This window comes from Pseudomonas sp. HP_14 (genome assembly GCF_055283875.1).
Genome location: NZ_JBTOQI010000022.1, coordinates 143,409 through 161,977, shown reverse-complemented (window position 1 = coordinate 161,977; position 18,569 = coordinate 143,409). Strand labels below are relative to the sequence as shown.

The 18,569-nt window shown below is 56.5% G+C and carries 17 protein-coding genes and 1 pseudogene; 11 read left to right on the top strand and 7 right to left on the bottom strand.

Annotated features, from left to right (window positions below; all coding sequences use genetic code 11):
* Positions 1-46: 46 nt before the first annotated feature.
* From ACYASS_RS15410 to edd, 3 genes are all read right to left on the bottom strand, one after another.
* Positions 47-784: a response regulator gene (locus ACYASS_RS15410; protein ID WP_243246219.1), complete on the bottom strand. Its 738-nt coding sequence runs from the start codon at positions 782-784 to the stop codon at positions 47-49.
* A gap of 139 nt (positions 785-923) precedes the next feature.
* Positions 924-1,901 (bottom strand): glucokinase, encoded by a 978-nt coding sequence (locus ACYASS_RS15405; protein WP_463586759.1) that lies wholly within the window; start codon positions 1,899-1,901, stop codon positions 924-926.
* Positions 1,898-3,724 (bottom strand): phosphogluconate dehydratase, encoded by a 1,827-nt coding sequence (gene edd, locus ACYASS_RS15400; protein WP_463586758.1) that lies wholly within the window; start codon positions 3,722-3,724, stop codon positions 1,898-1,900. Before edd ends, ACYASS_RS15405 begins: the two co-directional genes overlap by 4 nt.
* A gap of 219 nt (positions 3,725-3,943) precedes the next feature.
* On the opposite strand from edd, the gene gap reads away from it, so the two are divergent.
* The 8 genes from gap (at position 3,944) to ACYASS_RS15360 (ending at position 13,040) form a co-directional block, all read left to right on the top strand.
* Entirely contained in the window at positions 3,944-4,945 is a 1,002-nt protein-coding gene (gene gap / locus ACYASS_RS15395) for a type I glyceraldehyde-3-phosphate dehydrogenase (RefSeq protein WP_463586757.1), read from the top strand.
* Positions 4,946-5,248: 303 nt separating this feature from the next.
* On the top strand, positions 5,249-5,767 hold the full coding sequence (locus ACYASS_RS15390; protein ID WP_463586756.1) for an RNA polymerase sigma factor: 519 nt from the start codon (positions 5,249-5,251) through the stop codon (positions 5,765-5,767).
* A 67-nt stretch (positions 5,768-5,834) separates the two neighbouring features.
* Positions 5,835-6,800, top strand: coding sequence for a FecR family protein (locus tag ACYASS_RS15385; RefSeq protein WP_463586755.1), 966 nt, complete (start codon positions 5,835-5,837; stop codon positions 6,798-6,800).
* Positions 6,801-6,922: 122 nt separating this feature from the next.
* Entirely contained in the window at positions 6,923-9,526 is a 2,604-nt protein-coding gene (locus ACYASS_RS15380; protein ID WP_463586754.1) for a TonB-dependent receptor, read from the top strand.
* A gap of 188 nt (positions 9,527-9,714) precedes the next feature.
* Complete coding sequence (locus ACYASS_RS15375; protein ID WP_463586753.1) at positions 9,715-10,329, top strand: biliverdin-producing heme oxygenase; 615 nt, start codon at positions 9,715-9,717, stop codon at positions 10,327-10,329.
* A complete protein-coding gene (locus ACYASS_RS15370) occupies positions 10,326-10,781 on the top strand; it encodes a YbaN family protein (RefSeq protein WP_243246229.1) in 456 nt (151 codons plus the stop codon). The genes ACYASS_RS15375 and ACYASS_RS15370 overlap by 4 nt, the downstream gene beginning before the upstream one ends.
* Before the next feature lie 118 nt (positions 10,782-10,899).
* Positions 10,900-11,256 (top strand): DUF5064 family protein, encoded by a 357-nt coding sequence (locus tag ACYASS_RS15365; RefSeq protein ID WP_243246231.1) that lies wholly within the window; start codon positions 10,900-10,902, stop codon positions 11,254-11,256.
* Between the two features lie 275 nt (positions 11,257-11,531).
* Entirely contained in the window at positions 11,532-13,040 is a 1,509-nt protein-coding gene (locus tag ACYASS_RS15360; protein ID WP_243246234.1) for a sigma-54-dependent transcriptional regulator, read from the top strand.
* Between the two features lie 6 nt (positions 13,041-13,046).
* Here ACYASS_RS15360 and ACYASS_RS15355 read toward each other — a convergent pair whose 3' ends face one another.
* The 3 genes from ACYASS_RS15355 to ACYASS_RS15345 form a co-directional block, all read right to left on the bottom strand.
* Positions 13,047-13,397: an NUDIX hydrolase gene (locus tag ACYASS_RS15355; protein WP_463586899.1), complete on the bottom strand. Its 351-nt coding sequence runs from the start codon at positions 13,395-13,397 to the stop codon at positions 13,047-13,049.
* A gap of 53 nt (positions 13,398-13,450) precedes the next feature.
* Positions 13,451-14,542: a D-alanine--D-alanine ligase gene (gene ddlA, locus ACYASS_RS15350; protein ID WP_463586752.1), complete on the bottom strand. Its 1,092-nt coding sequence runs from the start codon at positions 14,540-14,542 to the stop codon at positions 13,451-13,453.
* A gap of 164 nt (positions 14,543-14,706) precedes the next feature.
* On the bottom strand, positions 14,707-14,988 hold the full coding sequence (locus ACYASS_RS15345; protein WP_122665407.1) for a type B 50S ribosomal protein L31: 282 nt from the start codon (positions 14,986-14,988) through the stop codon (positions 14,707-14,709).
* A gap of 193 nt (positions 14,989-15,181) precedes the next feature.
* Between ACYASS_RS15345 and ACYASS_RS15340 the strand changes: the two genes are divergently transcribed.
* Both ACYASS_RS15340 and ACYASS_RS15335 read left to right on the top strand, forming a co-directional pair.
* A complete protein-coding gene (locus ACYASS_RS15340; RefSeq protein WP_243246238.1) occupies positions 15,182-15,547 on the top strand; it encodes a hypothetical protein in 366 nt (121 codons plus the stop codon).
* A 222-nt stretch (positions 15,548-15,769) separates the two neighbouring features.
* A pseudogene (locus ACYASS_RS15335) lies at positions 15,770-16,507 on the top strand (glutamate synthase-related protein); the annotation flags it as partial.
* A gap of 442 nt (positions 16,508-16,949) precedes the next feature.
* Here the strand turns inward: ACYASS_RS15335 and ACYASS_RS15330 are convergent.
* Positions 16,950-18,059: a hypothetical protein gene (locus tag ACYASS_RS15330; RefSeq protein WP_463586751.1), complete on the bottom strand. Its 1,110-nt coding sequence runs from the start codon at positions 18,057-18,059 to the stop codon at positions 16,950-16,952.
* Between the two features lie 113 nt (positions 18,060-18,172).
* Here ACYASS_RS15330 and ACYASS_RS15325 point away from each other — a divergent pair, with 113 nt between their 5' ends.
* Positions 18,173-18,421: a DUF7740 domain-containing protein gene (locus ACYASS_RS15325; protein ID WP_463586750.1), complete on the top strand. Its 249-nt coding sequence runs from the start codon at positions 18,173-18,175 to the stop codon at positions 18,419-18,421.
* Positions 18,422-18,569 lie beyond the last annotated feature (148 nt).

The window sequence follows — 18,569 nt, the reverse complement described above, 5'->3', positions numbered from 1 at the left end:
AACGCGGCAACGGCAACGAGCGTTTTGGCGCGTCGTAGATCAACACTCAGTAACCACTGCCAGCTTGGCAGATCACGTTCGCCGCCAGCAGATAACCACTACCACGCACGGTACGGATAAGCCGCGGTGACTTGCCAGTGTCACGCAAACGCTGACGCAGGCGACTGACCGCCATATCGACGATTCGCTCAAGTGGCATCAACTCGCGACCCCGCGTCGCATTGCCGATGGTGTCACGATCAAGGATCTGCTGTGGGTTATCGAGGAACAGTTTGAGCAGCGCAAAGTCAGCGCCGGACAGAATCACTTCTTCGCCGTCACTGTGGAAGAGCCGGTGACTGACCATGTCCAGCCGCCATTCATCGAAGGTCAGCACATCACCACCGACGCGTTCCTGGCCGAACTGGGCGCGCCGCAACAGGGCTTTGATACGCGCGACCAGCTCCCGCGGGCTGAAAGGTTTACCCAGATAGTCATCGGCACCTAATTCAAGGCCGATGACGCGGTCTGCCTCATCGGAACTGGCGGTGAGCATGATGATGGGGACATGGGGGTAGCGAACGTGCTGACGCACCCAACGGCAGAGACTGAAACCGTCTTCGTCGGGCAACATCACATCAAGGATCAACAGATCGCCTGGCTCTTCAGTGAAAGCCTGACGGAAACCCGCGCCATCGCCGACGGCGCGCACCTGAAAACCGGAACGGCTCAAGTAGGTTTGCAGCAACTCACGAATCTCTTGGTCATCATCGACCAGCAGGATCGATTTACTGACTGAGCTCACTGGGGTCGTCCTTGTTGCTATGGATCGTTATTGTTAGGGGTGAATCCTGAACACAAACCCTGTAGGAGTTGCGGAAGGCTGCGAAAGCGGTTTACCTGACACACCGTCATCGCAGCCTTCGGCAGCTCCTACAGAAAAACTAAAGCTCTACCGCGCGCTCTTCGCCAAATGCCTGCTGCAATGCCACGCCCGCGCCCATAAGGCCCGGATACTCGGCAGTCACCAGCCACACCGGGATGCCGTTGAAATAATCGCTCATCACACCTTTCTCGGCGAAGGCGCGCTTGAAACCGCTGCTCATGAAAAACTCGATAAACCGCGGTACCACACCACCGACGATGTACACCCCGCCGCGACCGCCGACCGTGAGCACGTTGTTACCCGCGACACGCCCGAGGAACACACAGAACTGTTCCAGCACCGCTGCCGCAACCGGATCCCCCGCCACAGCCGCAGTGGTAATGGCGGCCGGAGACTTGAGCACCGGCTCGATGTCATCCAGCGCACAGCTGACCTGATACAACCCCAACAGACCTGCACCACTGAGTACGGTTTCCGCGCTGACATGTTCGTGCTCGGCCATCAGACGCATCCACAACATCGCTTCACGCGCGTTGCCGATCGGCAGATCAACATGGCCGCCCTCGCCCGGTAAAGCCATCCAGTGATTGACGCCGACACTGAGCAAAGTGCCAACCCCCAACCCGGTACCAGGCCCCACCACCACACGCGGCCGGTCTGGTTCGCTGATACCGTGACAGACCGTCAGGTATTCATCATCTGCCAGACGCGTCATACCCAGCGCCATGGCACTGAAGTCATTGATCAGCAGCAGGTCATCAACTTTGAGGTTGGCGCAGAAAGACGATTTGCTGAGTTTCCAGTGGCTGTTGGTGAACTCGAACTCATCACCATCCACAGGCCCCGCAACCGCCAGACACACGGAGCCGACATCACCCCGTTGCAGCTCCAGATCCTGAAGATAGACCTCAACGGCCTTCTCCGGGCTGGCGTAGTCGATGGTCGGGAATACCCGGATCGAATGCAGCTTGTCGTCTTCCCAAATGGCAAAACGTGCATTGGTACCGCCAATATCACCGACCAGGGCCAACTTCACTTAAGCGTCTCCAGATTCGAGGTAAAGGCGCTGGCGCCCTGCTCGGCGGAGCTGAAGGCCATGCGCATAAAACCGAACAGCTCGCGACCGCAACCGACCGCGTTATCCAGATGACCTACCGCAGGTTCTCTGGCGGCCAATTCTGCCGGTTCGATCAGAACTTGCAAGGTCCCTTTTACGCCATCCACACGGATGATGTCGCCATCTTGCACAAGTGCCAAAGGGCCACCACTGTAGGCTTCAGGGCATACATGAATGGCTGCCGGGATCTTGCCCGATGCGCCAGACATGCGTCCGTCAGTCACCAGCGCGACCTTGAAACCACGGTCCTGCAGCACCCCAAGAAATGGTGTCATTTTGTGTAACTCAGGCATGCCATTGGAACGCGGCCCCTGAAAACGCATGACAGCCACGAAATCACATTCCAGCTCGCCAGCCTTGAACGCGTCCGCCAGATCCTGCTGATCATGAAAGACTTTTGCCGGGGCCTGAACAATTTGATGCTCGAGGGCGACGGCCGAAACCTTCATCACACCGCGGCCCAGATTGCCCTCCATCACCCGCAGCCCACCCTCAGGGGAGAACGCTTTGGCAACAGGGCGCAGGATATTTTCATCAAGGCTTTCGATCGGGCCTTCGCGCCATACCAGCTTGCCGTCTTCCAGGAATGGCTCCTTGGTATAACGACTCAGGCCGCGACCCAGCACCGTGTTGACGTCTTCATGGAGCAGACCGGCTTCCAGCAATTCACGAATCAGGAACGACATGCCGCCAGCGGCCTGGAAGTGGTTGATATCGGCCTTGCCGTTTGGATAGACATGGGTCAGGGTTGGCACGACTTCAGACAAGTCGGCCATGTCCTGCCAGGTCAACTGAATGCCTGCGGCTTGAGCAATGGCCGGCATGTGCAACGTGTGGTTGGTGGAGCCGCCCGTAGCGTGCAACGCGACAATCGAGTTGACCAGCGAACGCTCGTCGACGATTTCGCCGATGGGCATGAAATTGCCGCTCTGCATGGTCATGCGCGTCACTTGTTGTGCTGCTTCGACAGTCAGCGCATCACGCAGCGGGGTGTACGGATTGACGAACGAAGAACCCGGCAAATGCAGGCCCATGACTTCCATCAACAATTGGTTGGTGTTGGCAGTGCCGTAGAAGGTGCAGGTGCCTGGGCCGTGGTAGGACTTCATCTCGGAGTCGAGCAGCTCTTCACGGGTGGCTTTGCCTTCGGCATAGCGCTGACGGACGTCGGCTTTTTCCTTGTTGGAAATACCGGAAACCATCGGTCCGCCCGGGATGAAAATCATCGGCAGATGGCCAAAGCGCAATGCGCCCATCATCAGGCCCGGGACAATCTTGTCGCAGACGCCCAGCATCAATGCGGCATCGAACATGTTGTGGGACAGCGCGACGGCGGTGGACATGGCAATCACTTCGCGACTGGCGATGCCGATCTCCATGCCTGGCTCGCCCTGGGTCACACCGTCGCACATCGCAGGCACGCCACCGGCAAACTGCCCGACCGAACCAATGTCACGTAAAGCCTGTTTAATCTGGTTCGGGAAATGCTCGTAGGGCTGGTGCGCAGAGAGCATGTCATTGTAGGACGACACGATGGCAACGTTAGCCGCGTTCATCATGCGCAGAGCGTTTTTGTCTTCAGGGCCACAGGCTGCAACGCCATGAGCGAAGTTGGCGCACTGCAGCTTGCCGCGCATCGGGCCGTCGCTTGCGGCGCCTCGAATCAGTTGCAGATAGCGCTGCCGGGTTTCGCGACTACGGGCTATCAGCCGCTCGGTTACTTCAAGGATGCGGGGATGCATGTGCTGAACTCCAGGCTAACGTATGTGGTCACCCGTTTCAGACCTTGCAGATTTCGAGGCACAGGCCTTATCTGTAAAAGCTTGATCTCGATCAACTGTTTTGGCCTTACAGGCTTCTCGTTGTAGATAAAACAAAATATTGCCATTAAAAAGGCTTGTTTTCTATTTCTATGCGAATAATCTTGTAATTCCAACAACAAATTCAGAAAGGACGGCTGTATGACTCTTCGTATTGCAATCAATGGTTTTGGCCGCATCGGCCGCAACGTCCTGCGAGCACTGTATACCCAAGGCTACCGCCAAGACCTGCAGGTCGTCGCCATCAATGATTTGGGCGACAGTGAGATGAATGCTCACCTGCTGCGTTTCGACACGGTTCACGGTCCTTTTTCCGGCACTGTCGAGTGTGACAGCGAGAGCCTGACGGTCAATGGTGACCGTATTGCGGTCAGCGCCATTCGCAACCCTGCCGAGTTGCCCTGGAAAGCCCAGAACATTGACGTGGTATTCGAATGCACCGGCTTGTTCACCAGCCGCGACAAAGCTGCTGCGCACCTGACTGCCGGTGCTCGCAAGGTGATTATCTCGGCCCCGGCCCAAGGTGCCGACGCGACCATCGTCTATGGCGTGAACCACGACACCCTGCGCCAATCGCATCAAATCATTTCCAGCGCATCCTGCACGACTAACTGTCTGGCGCCGGTGGCGCAAGTGCTGCACCGTGAACTGGGCATCGAAAGTGGTTTGATGACCACTATTCACGCGTACACCAACGATCAGAATCTGATCGATGTTTATCACACCGATCCGTACCGCGCGCGGTCGGCAACCCAGTCGATGATCCCGAGCAAGACCGGTGCTGCTGAAGCAGTCGGCCTTGTTCTGCCAGAGCTGGCAGGCAAACTCACAGGGATGGCCGTCCGGGTTCCGGTGATCAACGTGTCTCTGGTGGATCTGACCGTACAGCTGACCCGTGAAGCCTCCGCGGCTGACGTCAACGCGTTGTTGAAAGAAGCCAGTCAGCACTCGAAGGTGCTGGGATACAACGCCCTGCCGCTGGTTTCTCACGACTTCAACCACAACCCGTTGTCGTCAATTTTCGATGCCAATCACACCAAAGTCAGTGGCAAGTTGCTAAAAGTCCTTGCTTGGTATGACAACGAATGGGCGTTCTCCAACCGCATGCTGGATAACTGCCTGGCGTTGCATAACGCGGAGTGAAACTCTGAGTTTGAGGAACCATCATTCCTGAGTCGGGATGCATTTCTGTAGGAGTGAGCTTGCTCGCGATAGCGTCAGCACAGCCGATATGTACATCGACTGACAGACCGAATCGCGAGCAAGCTCACTCCTACAGGTCCGGTGCTTGCTGCGCGATAGCGATGCGTCAGAGACAAGGGGCGATCTCCCACAGGTCACCAAGCCGCGTTATTTTCTGCAGATCAGAACAGCAAACACTCCTTGACCAGACAAGAGGATGAGAAGCATTATCATCCGCTGCTTTTTTGGTCGAGTACTCCTCTGGTGAGTCAATCGCGTTTAAACGAAGTATTCGTCTCTCACAGACCTGTTCTGCTGCGCACGTTGCAGCGGATTGTCAGCAATCACAGCACTGCAGAAGACCTGCTTCAGGAGACTTACCTACGTGTGACGGGTGCATTGAGCAACCGGACCATCGAGCATCTTGAGCCGTTCATTTTTCAGACCGCCCGCAACCTGGCACTGGATCATTTGCGCGCCCGGCGTGTGCGAGAACGTACGCTGGCCGAGGACGCGACGACAGCCGAGATGGAAAACGTCAGCGCTCCGGTGACCTCACTTGAAGACGCAACCCATGCGAGGCGACTGGTCGAAGGACTGAGTAAAAGCCTTGCTACGCTGACAGCACGCCAACAACAGATTTTCAGTCTCAGCCGCCTGCAGGGTCTCAGCTATGTAGAAATTGCAGAGCGACTCGACGTATCGGCAAGTACCGTGCAGAAAGAGCTGAAACTGATCATGGCAATCTGCGTCGCTGTTGCCACAAGACTTGACCACCCTTGAGTCTTGCAGCAGGCTGCGGCAAATCCGGCACTGGCCGACGATCTACAAGAACAATCGAGGGCTTCCCGTGAAGGATCCTGACCTCCATCGCGCGCGCACTGTCGCTGAAGAAATGCTGAGCGACAGCGTGATGGATCAAGCCTTGAGCTGGCTGATCGAACTGGACGGCACCGACGAACAGCAGCAAGCCCGCTTCCAGAGCTGGTTGGCGGCCGACCCGGCTCATCGGGAGGCGTTCAACAAAGTTCAGGCTATCTGGCATTCGCAACCGGTCACCCAGGCAGCGGTAGAGCTGACCGCGGTCAAACCCTCTGGCTGGCGCCGTCTACGTCCCCACTGGATACCACTGGCCACCGCCGCCATGTTGTTGATCGGATTGTTCAGCTTCAGCAATCTGGGGCTGCGCCTTCAGGCTGACCACCTGACCGTTGTCGGTGAACGCCAACGCCTGCAACTGGACGACGGCTCGAAGGTATTACTCAACACAAACTCTGCCTTTTCCAGCAAAGCGACTGATACAAACCAGGTTGCCAAGTTGCTTCAGGGTGAGGCGTTCTTCGAAGTGCCAGCGAGCCCTCAACAGCCACTGGAGGTGCTTGCCGGGGCAGTCAGCATGCGCGCAAGCGGTAGTGCGTTCGCCGTGCGCTACCTGAATGGCATCGCGCAAATCCAGGTACAACGCGGGGCGTTGGATGTCCGCGCTACGCAGGGCAACGAAGCCGTCAAACTCGCTGGTGGTGACAGTATCCGCGTGGGTCCTGAGGGGTTCAGTCATCGGCAAAAGCTTGATCAAAACACAGACCTGGCGTGGGTTCAGGGTCGACTGGTGTTTGATAATTGTCCGTTGGGCGAGGTGCTTGCCGAGCTGCGGCGCTATTACCCTGGCTGGATCGTCAACACCAACAGCAAGCTGGAAAGCGTTGCCGTGACCGGAAATTACCGCCTCGACAACCCAATGGAAGTGGTTCGCTCACTGGCACATATCACCTCTGCACAGCTGCATGAACTGCCCGCACTGGTCATCCTCAACTAAAACGAATTTATTTTTACTCGATAGCTATCCGTCGCGCGTCTCGTCTTAGCCAATGCAACTGATTCGTATTAGCGTCAGTCGCAGAAAACTAAAAAAGACTGCACAACGGAGCCCCATCGACAATGCGTAATCCCGCCACGCCCAACGCATCCCGCACCGCCGGGCTGCAAAAGTCTGCCCTCTCGCTGTTGACCCTTGCGCTGCTATCCGCCGCTGGATGGTCCAGTGCACTGCACGCAGCCACCACCGGCGAATCCGAAGCTGCAACGGCGCCGACTCGAGCTGCCGGGGTTTACGCCTTCAACATTGCGCAGCAGCCATTGGCTTCGGCACTTAACGAGTTCAGCCGCATTACGGGTTGGCAAGTGGGGGTTTCTTCAGAGCTGGCAAACAATGTCACCTCTCCGGGTGCTCAGGGTTCGCTCACACCTGCCAATGCGCTGGAGAAACTGCTGGCAGGTTCGAGCCTGAGCTACCGCGCCATGGGCAACAACAATGTGGTGCTGGAAAAGCGCAGCGCCGGGGTTGTCGCACTGGACCAGATCACGGTGAGTGCGACCCGTCAGGCACAGGATATTGCCTCAGTACCCAACACCGTTTCAGTGCACGAACGTACCGAACTCGACCGCCAGAACGTGAACACCATTCGCGATCTGGTGCGTTACGAGCCAGGCGTTTCGGTAGGCGGTGCCGGTCAGCGCGGGGGGACTACCGGTTATAACATTCGCGGTATCGACAACAACCGGATCCTGACCCAGGTAGACGGCGTCGAAGTTCCAGACAGCTTCTTCACCGGGCCTTTTGCCCAGACCCGCCGTAACTATGTCGATCCGGAAATCGTCAAGCGGGTGGAAATTCTTCGTGGCCCTGCCTCAGCGCTCTACGGCAGCAGTGCCATAGGTGGTGTTGTCAGTTACTACACTCTGGATCCGGACGACATCATCAAGCCGGGCAAGGACGTCGGTGCGCGCCTGAAAACCGGTTATAGCTCAGCCGATGAAAGCTGGCTGACCTCGGCTACCGTTGCGGGCCGCCTTGACGACTTCGATAGCCTGCTGCATGTCAGCCAGCGCAACGGTCATGAGACCGAATCCTACGGCAGCACGAGCGGCAGCGGGCTGACACGGACTGAAGCCAACCCTGAAGATGCACGTGCGACCAACGTGCTGGCCAAACTGGGCTGGAACTACGCAGCTGATTCACGCCTTGGGCTGACGTACGAAAAGTACAAGGACACCCGCGATACCAATCAGCTGAGCGCCGTCGGAGGACCTTTCGGCTTTGGTGTAGGGCAAGGCATGTACCAGGGCCGTACCGCCAAGGACACCATTACTCGCGAACGCTTTGGCATTGACCACAGCTTTGCGCTGGATAGCCTTCTGGCAGACAAGGTCAAATGGAGCCTGAACTATCAGAATGCCAAGACCGATCAGGCGACGCGTGAGCTTTACTTCCCGTTCAGCCGCTTGCTGCATCGTAACCGGGACACTACTTACCAGGAAAAACAGTGGATCGTCGATGCGCAATTCGACAAGGCATTCGCCATCGCCAGCACCGATCACGAACTGACCTACGGCACCACCGTTAAACAACAGAAAGTCACCGGATTACGCACCGGCAGCGCCACCTGCGCGAGTGTCCTGGGAGCGTGTAGCGTTGTCGGCGCGCCAAGCCCGGTGGCGTCCGACAACCCGGCACCGGCCAGCGACTTCCCGGATCCAACCATCACCAGCTACGCGTTGTTCGCACAGGACCAGATCAGCTGGAATGACTGGACCTTCCTGCCTGGCGTACGTTACGACTACACCCGCCTCAGCCCGAAGATGACCGAAGAATTCCTCAACTCCGAAGGCCTGCGAAATGAGGGCGGGGCCAATGACAAAGATCGTAAATGGCATCGCGTGTCACCCAAACTCGGCGTGACTTATGCGCTGAGCAACGAATATACCTGGTACGGCCAATACGCCGAGGGCTTCCGCACTCCGTCGGCCAAGGCGTTGTACGGCAGCTTTGAAAACGTCAGTGCCGGGTACGTGGTCGAGCCTAACCCCGACCTTGATCCGGAAAAAAGCAAAAGCTATGAAACGGGTCTGCGCGGACGTTTCGATGCCGGCTCTTTCGACGTTGCCGTGTTCTACAACAAGTACCGCGACTTCATCAACGAGGATGGCCTGGCTGCCGGTTACAGCCAAACCACCTTCCAGTCTTACAACATCAAGCACGCCACCATTAAGGGTGCCGAGATCAAGGGTCGCCTGAACCTCGACAGTTTTGGTGCGCCTGAAGGTCTCTACAGCAAGGCCTCGATCGCCTACGCCAATGGTCGCAACAATGACACTGGCGAGCCGATCAACAGCGTTAACCCGCTGACCAGTGTGTTCGGGCTGGGCTATGAACAAGACACCTACGGCGGCCTTGTAAGCTGGACCCTGGTTAAACGCAAAAACCGTGTGGATGACAGCCAGTTCAATCCGCCAGATGGCACATCCAGACAGTTCAAGACGCCTGGCTTTGGCATTCTGGACCTGACGGGCTACTACAAAGTTACCAACGACGTGACTGTCAACGCAGGGCTCTACAACCTGACCGACAAAAAATACTGGTTGTGGGATGACGTGCGCGGATACGACGGCGTAGGAGAAGCAGGCGCCACCTCCCCGGCCAACCTGGATCGCCTGAGTCAACCGGGTCGCAACTTCAGCGTCAACGTGGTCTGGGATATCTGATTAAACAATGCCCCCACGGACTTCACGTCGTGGGACCAGCTTCAGCCGGGAAGAGGCCCTTACAGTCACGGAAAAATGATTCATCGGGTATACCGCTTTCCCGGCTAAAGCCGGTCCCACGATTTTTACGCTTCAAACGTTTGTCATTCGTCTATTCAACATCCCCTCCATTTTCCAAGGAAGACCCGATGAGCACCGAGCAGAACCGCCCTGCCCTGCGTTCCCAGCGCCTTAATCAGATCACCCATGCGCCGCATGAGCGGCTCGACAAGGCTGTAAAAGCCAATGCGCCTTTCGAAACGCTGGAAAGTTACAAACGTTTTGTCGTCGCCCAGTACCTGTTTCAGGCTGAACTGCAGGGTCTGTACAACGATCCTGAGCTGAGGCAAATTGTCCCTGACCTGCCTGCTCGTTGCCGTGCGGAGCAGGCCAAGGCTGACCTTGCAGATCTGAATACCGCAATCCCTGAAACAATCGACGGTGCCGTCAGCCAACCGGGCAAGGCTGAGGCGTTGGGCTGGCTGTTCGTGTCCGAAGGCTCGAAGCTGGGGGCGGCTTTTCTGATCAAGCGTGCCGTTGCGCTGGACCTGAGCGAGAACTTTGGTGCCCGGCATCTGGGCGAGCCTGCCGGTGGCCGCGCCGAAGGCTGGAAAAGCTTTATCAGAACCCTGGACAGCCTGAGCCTCACAGCACAGGAGGAAGCAGAAGCAGATAAAGGCGCACTCGCAGCCTTCGAGCGCTTCAATGTGCTGTTGCAGCACGCCTATGCTCACGCACCAAAAGCAGAGCCGGTTCAAGCATGAAAAAGCGCCCGGTGCTGTTAAGCTGGCCGGGCTTTCTGAACCTGCCTGTAGTGACCATGACCTCCAAACCACCCGGTTCCCGACTCTCTCGCCTGTTGTTCGGCCTCCTTGCCTATATCAGCCTCGGTATAGGCATCGCGGCTATTTTCATTCCGGGCCTGCCCACCACCGAGTTCATATTGCTGGCGGCGTGGGCGGCGACCAAAAGCTCGCCGCGCCTGAGTGCCTGGCTGGAAAATCATAAGTTGTTCGGGCCAATCCTGAGCAATTGGCGCAACGGTCGCCGGGTGACCCGCAACGCCAAAGTCAGCGCCACCATCAGCATGCTGGTCTGTGCGGGCCTGATGCTGTACCTGATGCACGGCTGGCCGGTCTATGCCGCCATTGGTGGCATGTTGCTGGGCAACCTGTGGATCTGGTCCCGACCAGAGCCAGTCAGCGACGCCTCCTGATCCACGTCATGCCCCTGTCACTCACGATAGTCTATGGTTGAGGCTCGACTGCCACTGAACGTCAATAGACTCAAAAGGGTCTACCGGTACACTCATCGAGCAATCAAGGGGCACTGACATGTTTGAACCAGGCCATTTGCATATCACCCGCGCGCCGCTGCAAGCATCGGATTTCGGCTACGACATTCATATTCGCTATGAAGTCAGCGAGAACCCCGAGGAAGGCAAGTGCATGCACTTCTCCATGCAAGGCGAGGTCGCTGGCAATACGTTTGAAGATGAGTTCGAACTGCCGCGAGATCTAGCCTGCAATTTTGCCCATAACGCCAACCAGGTTGCCGTCAAACATGGCATGCCGCACATTGCCGTCCTGCCACTGGCGATGCATGAAGAATATGATCGGATGTTCAAGGATGTACGCGACAAGCTTGGCCTTGAGTCAGGCGAGCCGGTAAAGCCGGAGCATTTGGTCTGAGATATGTGAGGCCATGATCTCAAGCTCATGACAGGCCCTGTGGGACCGAATTTATTCGGGAAGGCGGTATAACAGCCGATACCAGGACATCGGATGTACCAGCTCCTTCGCGAGTAAATTCGCTCCCGCAGGATTTGAGATTGCGCGAAGATATGGAGTCTCCCACATGGGTAGCATTCCAGGTCGGCCCCATCCATGCCGCTTCTTCCAATAATTAATACCCCATTTTTACTGGCATAATCGCCCACCTCTTCACCCAGAACCTTTGGCGTCTCATGCGTATCCACGTCAGTTTCATCGACCGCGTCGGTATCACTCAGGAAGTCCTGGCCATTCTGGGTGGGCGTAATCTGAATCTTGATGCGGTAGAGATGGTCCCGCCCAACGTTTACATCGACGCCCCCACTCTCAGCCATCAGGTGCTTGAAGAACTCAAGGACGCGCTGTTTCGGGTTCGCGGAGTCGAAGCCATTACCGTGGTCGACATCCTTCCTGGTCAGCGCCGTCATCTGCAACTCGATGCATTGCTGGCGGCCATGACGGATCCGGTTCTGGCTCTGGACAGCGCCGGGCACGTCTTGCTGGCCAACCCCGCGTTAATCGCATTGATCGGTCGCGAACCTGCCGGCGAGCCAGTGGCTGAGCTGTTTAGCGATCCTGGTTTGCACAGCGCACTGCTGGAAAACGGGTTCCGCCTGCCGTTGCGTGAAGTCACCCTCAACGGCGAAGCGCTGCTGCTGGATGCCACGCCAATCACCGATGCCGGTGCGTTGCTCACGCTCTACCAGCCAAGCCGGATAGGTGAACGCCTGTCGGCATTGCATCACGATCACGCAGAAGGCTTCGACGCACTCTTGGGTGAATCACCCGCTATTCGCACCTTGAAAGCCCGGGCACAACGGGTTGCTGCGCTGGATGCGCCACTCCTGATTCAGGGTGAAACCGGTACCGGCAAGGAGCTCGTGGCCCGTGCCTGCCACGCCACCAGCACGCGACACAGCGCGCCCTTTCTGGCGCTGAACTGTGCCGCGCTGCCGGAAAACCTCGCCGAGAGTGAGCTGTTCGGTTACGCCCCTGGCGCGTTCACCGGCGCGCAACGAGGTGGGAAGCCGGGTCTGATGGAACTGGCCAACCATGGCACGGTGTTTCTCGATGAAATTGGCGAAATGTCACCCTACCTGCAAGCCAAGCTGCTGCGGTTTCTCAATGATGGAAGTTTCAGGCGTGTCGGCGGCGATAAGGAAGTGAAGGTCAACGTGCGCATCCTCAGCGCCACCCATCGCAACCTTGAAAAAATGGTCAGCGAAGGCAGCTTCCGGGAAGACCTGTTCTATCGTTTGAACGTACTCAATCTGGAGGTCCCGCCACTGCGCGATCGCGGTCAGGACATTCTGCTGCTGGCGCGCTATTTCATGGAACAGGCCTGCGCGCAGATTCAGCGCCCGGTTTGTCGCCTTGCCAACAGCACTTATCCGGCACTGCTCGGCAACCGCTGGCCGGGCAATGTGCGTCAGTTACAGAACGTGATTTTCCGCGCGGCGGCCATCAGTGACAGCAATCTGGTGGACATCGGTGATCTGGATATCGCTGGCACTGCTGTTGCCGGAGACAATGAAGGCGAAGTGAGCAGCCTGGAGCAGGCCGTTGATACCTTCGAAAAATCCTTGCTGGAAAAGCTCTACGCCGACTATCCATCAACCCGGCAACTGGCGGCGCGCCTACAGACCTCGCACACCGCCATTGCCCATCGCTTGCGCAAATACGGGATTACCGGGAAAGCCTGATCACTATCAGGCTTGGGCGAACATGCCTCGGTAAATCGGCAGAATCGTGTCCCTGGTCAGCGGCGCCAGATTCAGCTCTGGACGACTCTGGGCACTGATCCACACGACCTCCTCGATCTCGGCAGCGGGCACCACATCGGCTGTGATGCGCACTTCAAACAACTCGCAGCGCACTTCGTAGCCCGGCTCGTTGGCAGCAGGTGCCGCGAATGAGCCGAGATACCCCGCGCTGGCAGGATCGATATGCAACCCGAGTTCTTCCTCTAGTTCACGCACCAAAGCCTGCGCAGCAGACTCACCCGCGTCAATCTTGCCGCCTGGCTGCATGAATGCCTGGGTGCCCCGCTTGCGCACCAGCTATGTGCGGCCGTCATCCCCGATCAGTAACGCCGCAGCGATGTGAATCAGCTTCATGCAAATATCTCGGTCTTGAGGTGCCTGGCTTCCTCGGCGCGCTCCAGAGCCAACTCGATCAGACGGTCAATCAGGCCTGAATAAGACAAGTGAGTGGCCTGCCACAACTTGGGGTACATGCTGATAGAGGTGAAACCGGGAATCGTGTTCACTTCATTGATGATGATGTCCCGAGCCTCGGTGACAAAGAAGTCCACACGCGCCAGCCCTGCGCAACCGAGTACCTGATACGCGCGTAATGCAACGGCGCGGACCTCATCGCTCACATCGGACGCCAGCTCGGCAGGGATTGCGATACGCGCCTGATCACCGTTCAGGTACTTGGTGTCGTAGGCGTAGAACTCGTCGTTGGCAATCACTTCACCACAGACACTGACTTGCGGCTGACGGTTGCCGAGCACTGCGCATTCCACTTCGCGGCCAACGATGCCCTTTTCGATCAGAACCTTGTGATCGTATTCGAAAGCCAGTGCCAAAGCCGTGCTGTAGCTGGCTTCATCGGTCACCTTGCTGACGCCAACCGAAGAGCCCTGACTCGCAGGCTTTACAAATATTGGCAAGCCGAGTTGAGCGACTACAGAGGCATACGCCACTGACTCCCCGTGACTGACCACCACGAACGGCGCAACAGCAATACCGGCGTCACGCAGCAGGCGCTTGGTCACGTCTTTATCCATGCACGCAGCAGAAGCAAGCACGTCAGGACCGACAAAAGGAATGGCCAGCAGACGCAGGAGCCCCTGCAACGAACCGTCCTCACCGAATGCTCCGTGAATCAACGGGAACACAACGTCTATTCGCGGTAGCTCGATGCCCGACTCGACGTCAACGAACTGCCCGTCAGTACTGCCCGGCAGCAAAGACAACCGCTTACCTGAGGCACTGAGGCTGATCTTCGCCGGGTCACCGGCATTCAGCAGGTAATCGCTCTCATCGAAGTGCAGCCAGCGGCCCGACTTGTCGATGCCGATCAGCGTCAGATCGTGGGCGCTACGATCGATCGCGTTGATCACGTTCCTCGCTGACTGCAACGAGACTTCGTGTTCGCTGGATTGTCCGCCGAAGAGGATGGCGACTGATTTTTTCAAAGCGACAACTCCTGATTTTCAGGCCGCAGAGTCAAAAGCAAATTTGCCCTTTAGTCCAGTGGCGATGCGTGCAGGTGGTCGTCGAAGTCAAAGAAAAGGCAAAAAAAATCTCGCGGCGTGGAAGATCAGGTTCTGATCGTCCAGGCCGCGAGACCGGCACGGCATCATTCAGCCGCTGCAGTGTCTTTTTTTGCACCGGAGCCAAACGTGGCAAAACGCTTGTTGAAGCCCGCGATCCGGCCTTCTGTCGTCGTTTTGCGCTGTTGCCCGGTGTACATCGGGTGAGACGCACTGGACACATCAAGCGCCACGTAAGGATAGGTTTCGCCGTCACTGTGTTTTTGCGTGCGGTCGGTGTCAACGGTCGAGCCGATCAGGAAGTAAACATCAGCCGCAGTGTCGTGGAACAGCACTTGACGGTATTGAGGATGGATATCAGGTTTCATGATGCCTCCAGAGCGAGATGAGAAGATAGTTACAACATAACATATCACTCGTTTCACACCCAAATCGATTGTCGTGACTTGCATCATTCGTGAACTTGATTAGGCCGACGCTTGCCGCTAAGGTTCGCCCCGCCGTTGCAGGATCAGCGGCCCGGGACTGGCTCCTGGCGTATTGGCCGGATGGAAACAAGCCATGTCTCAACCAGATCACTACCAAATCTCCCTCCATGCCTATAGCCGCCTGATCGAAGCAAGGGATTCGCTGCGCCTGCTCGACGGCTACGTCAACAAGACTGACGTGCTGTGTAATCCATCCATGCTGGTCGGTTACGTGTCGATGCTGCAAAGCGCGCTGCAGGAAGTGATCGCAGCCAGTACGCCCTCAGAACCCCGCGAAGCGTTCATGCATAAAGCCGATGAGCTGGGCTTTGTCGCGCTCAACCCTAAAGAGCGGACGTTGATCGAGCACCTGCGCTGGACAAGCCTCGAAGGACGCGAAGACGTCTACGAAATGGCCGGACGAATCCGCCAAATCAAGCCATGGGTGCTAGAGGACTGAATTCAGCTACTCTGCCGTTCGATCCCTGTCATTGAGCTATTCTCAATCCGGCCGATAGCCTTTCAGAACGAAGCACCTGCTTTGCCGAAGCTGCTTTCGGGTGGTTGAAGCATCGAGCCTTTTTGAGGCACTGCGTGAGCATCTCCCCCCGGAACAGTGCCGTGCCGGAAACACCCCAAAAAAATCAGATCGAAAACCACCGTCATTAGCCCAGGAAACCGTATGAGTCTGTCGATTCTCAGTCGTTACGCCTTCTTCGTTGGTTGCGTGCTTTTTACCTTGTGCAGTTTGCCGTTCTGGCATCACGAGTGGCTGTGGCCCTTCACCCTGCTGACCGGCGTGCTGTCAGTAGTGGGGATAATCGACCTGTTGCAGTCGCCCCACTCGGTACGACGCAACTACCCGGTTCTCGGCAATATTCGCTACGCCGTAGAGGCTATTCGCCCGGAGATCCGCCAGTACCTGCTGGAATCCGACAGCGATGCCTTGCCCTTCTCCCGGGCACAACGTTCGCTGGTCTACTCACGAGCCAAGAACGAATCGGCAGACAGGCCATTCGGCACCCTGATTGATGTGTACCAGACAGGCTTCGAGTTCATCAGCCACTCCATGCGCCCCGCGCCACTCAGCGATCCCAACGCCTTTCGGGTGATCGTCGGCGGACCGCAATGCACCCAGCCCTACTCGGCCTCGATTTTCAACATTTCAGCAATGAGCTTTGGTTCGCTCAGCGCCAATGCCATCCGCGCCTTGAATCAGGGGGCGAAGCTCGGCAATTTTGCCCATGACACCGGTGAAGGCAGCATCAGCCCCTACCACCGCGAGCACGGCGGCGACCTGACCTGGGAATTGGGCAGCGGTTATTTTGGTTGCAGGACAGCCGACGGGCGCTTCGATCCACAACGATTCGCCGAACAAGCCAAAGACCCGCAGGTGCGGATGATCGAGATCAAGAACTCACTAAACTTATACTGTCAATACGTTGACCTGGTATTTTTCGCTTTTTTTGGCCATCAGGCTCCCAGACCATGGGCACCGGGCCGATATCCGGTCTTCAAACCTAGGTCAACACCCAAGGCCATTCAAGAGGCACTGTGTTGATGTATCGGCAGCCGCGAAATCCTCAGTCCGAACCCATCCTTATCACCGCCATTTTCTAGATCAGGATCATCCCGGCCTCCACCGCCCACGCTGCTTTCCATTTGACAGGCGCGAGAAAGGAAAGACCTGCGCCATCACTTTATATATTGATGTCACGAGCTGGGCAGCATGGCCCCAAAGAAGTGGGGGGGGCCCAGAACCTTAATCTCCGGATCTCATGCGCGGCCTGCATGTTCTGCCCTAATTAGGGCCGTAACCCTCGCTAACCCCAACACGTAAGCTCTAGGATACGAAATACCCCCTACATAGTTTCCTTAACTTCTTCATACACCGAGTGCGACATGTACGAATGCTCGATCATGGGATCTATCATAGTTCGAATATAGTCATCGAGTTCACCAAACAATTCCTCCCGATCAACCCGGGCTTTAACCAACTGTTCAAGTCGCGAACCGATGTGCACAATTCTGGTTCGCAAACCTATCTGCTCTTTAGTAGCCTCATCGATTTTGCCAGTAAGATCCTCGAACCTGTCAAGTATTCGCTTGCGCTCCACAAGGCAATTCGTCATATAGCGCGACACCACCGTTTTTACTTTTTTGAACGGCTTATACTCAGTTGGAAATGCTAAAAACTCTATTAAACTCAGTGCCTGTACGAATTTCGAGGTGGCCGACTGCGCCTGAAGCATTTGTGAATACAGCGACAACGCATGAGTAGCAAACTTTCCGACTTCCCCATCAGCTGGAAATTGATCCCACTCAGGCTGACGCAGATCAAGTCCAAGCCCTTTCGTCAGTGCATGCGTAAATGCAGCCCCCGCTAAGAATACGGAGTCCATGTCACCAGACTTTACCAATAACATCGCAGACATCATTCGATTAGACATCAACTGTCCTGGAGACGCTGGCTTAGTTTCTGCCGACAGATGCTCCAACCTACACCCTATGTAGTTGATCAAATCAAAACAGAGACCGTCCGCAACCTCAGACACACTTGCTATCATCTCCATATGTGCTTTGTGATCACCTTGCACAAGTGAGTCCCATGAAAACCTTAACGGGATCACCAGAAGAGGGTATTTATCTAATTCTTTAAGACGCACCCCTGAAGCGCTAACCTGAGAACAAGCAGCTTTGGTCAGCAGCTTGTTATCAAGTCTTACACTACTCAAATCCAGTCTCCCCTGCGGGTAAATCATGATGCCGTGAGGTAAAAAAATCGACCGATCAGTAACCAACCGCCACAATTGGAGGATTGCCAGGTGGCAGCCCTGGTGAAAGTACTCACTGTACGTAGCACCAAGATCACCTTGGTCTATTTCCTTGTAGAGGGCGACATCGTACCAGTGCTCATTGGCGAGTGGCCCAAGAACCTCCAACTCTGCTGCTTTGGTTATTTTTTGGAGCAATATCTACGAGTTCAGCCACGCCAAGCCAACATTCCAGGCAGTGTCGCTCACAGGCGTTTTTGTAGTTGACCGGACTGTAGAAATGGTGCTCATTCAACTCCACATAATCACGTATGCTGTATGGTGACGACACCGAGGGCGCGTACACCACCCACACTACCCTCGTTTTGCTTTTAGCCGCAAAAATTCACGGCACGCATGCGGGCGTCAGGGCCGCAGCGAAGAATGTGGTCAAAAAACTCCCCCGCAGTCAGCGAAACCTCATCTACCTAGTCATCGAAAGCAAGCAGCCACTCGAAATGGTCTGGCAAATTGCGGCAGCCGAAAGCCTCACTACGCTTCCATTTTTGTCCACCACATAGGGCGTACAGGCAACCAGCTGAGCGCAAAGAAAAAATGATCGCCGCATTACGTCATCCGGCTCAGGTAAAATACACCGGACGGTAGGCTGGTGGCAGAAATGAGGGCTACCAGGACGGATAGATCGAGGTTAAGCGACGCTTACGTTCG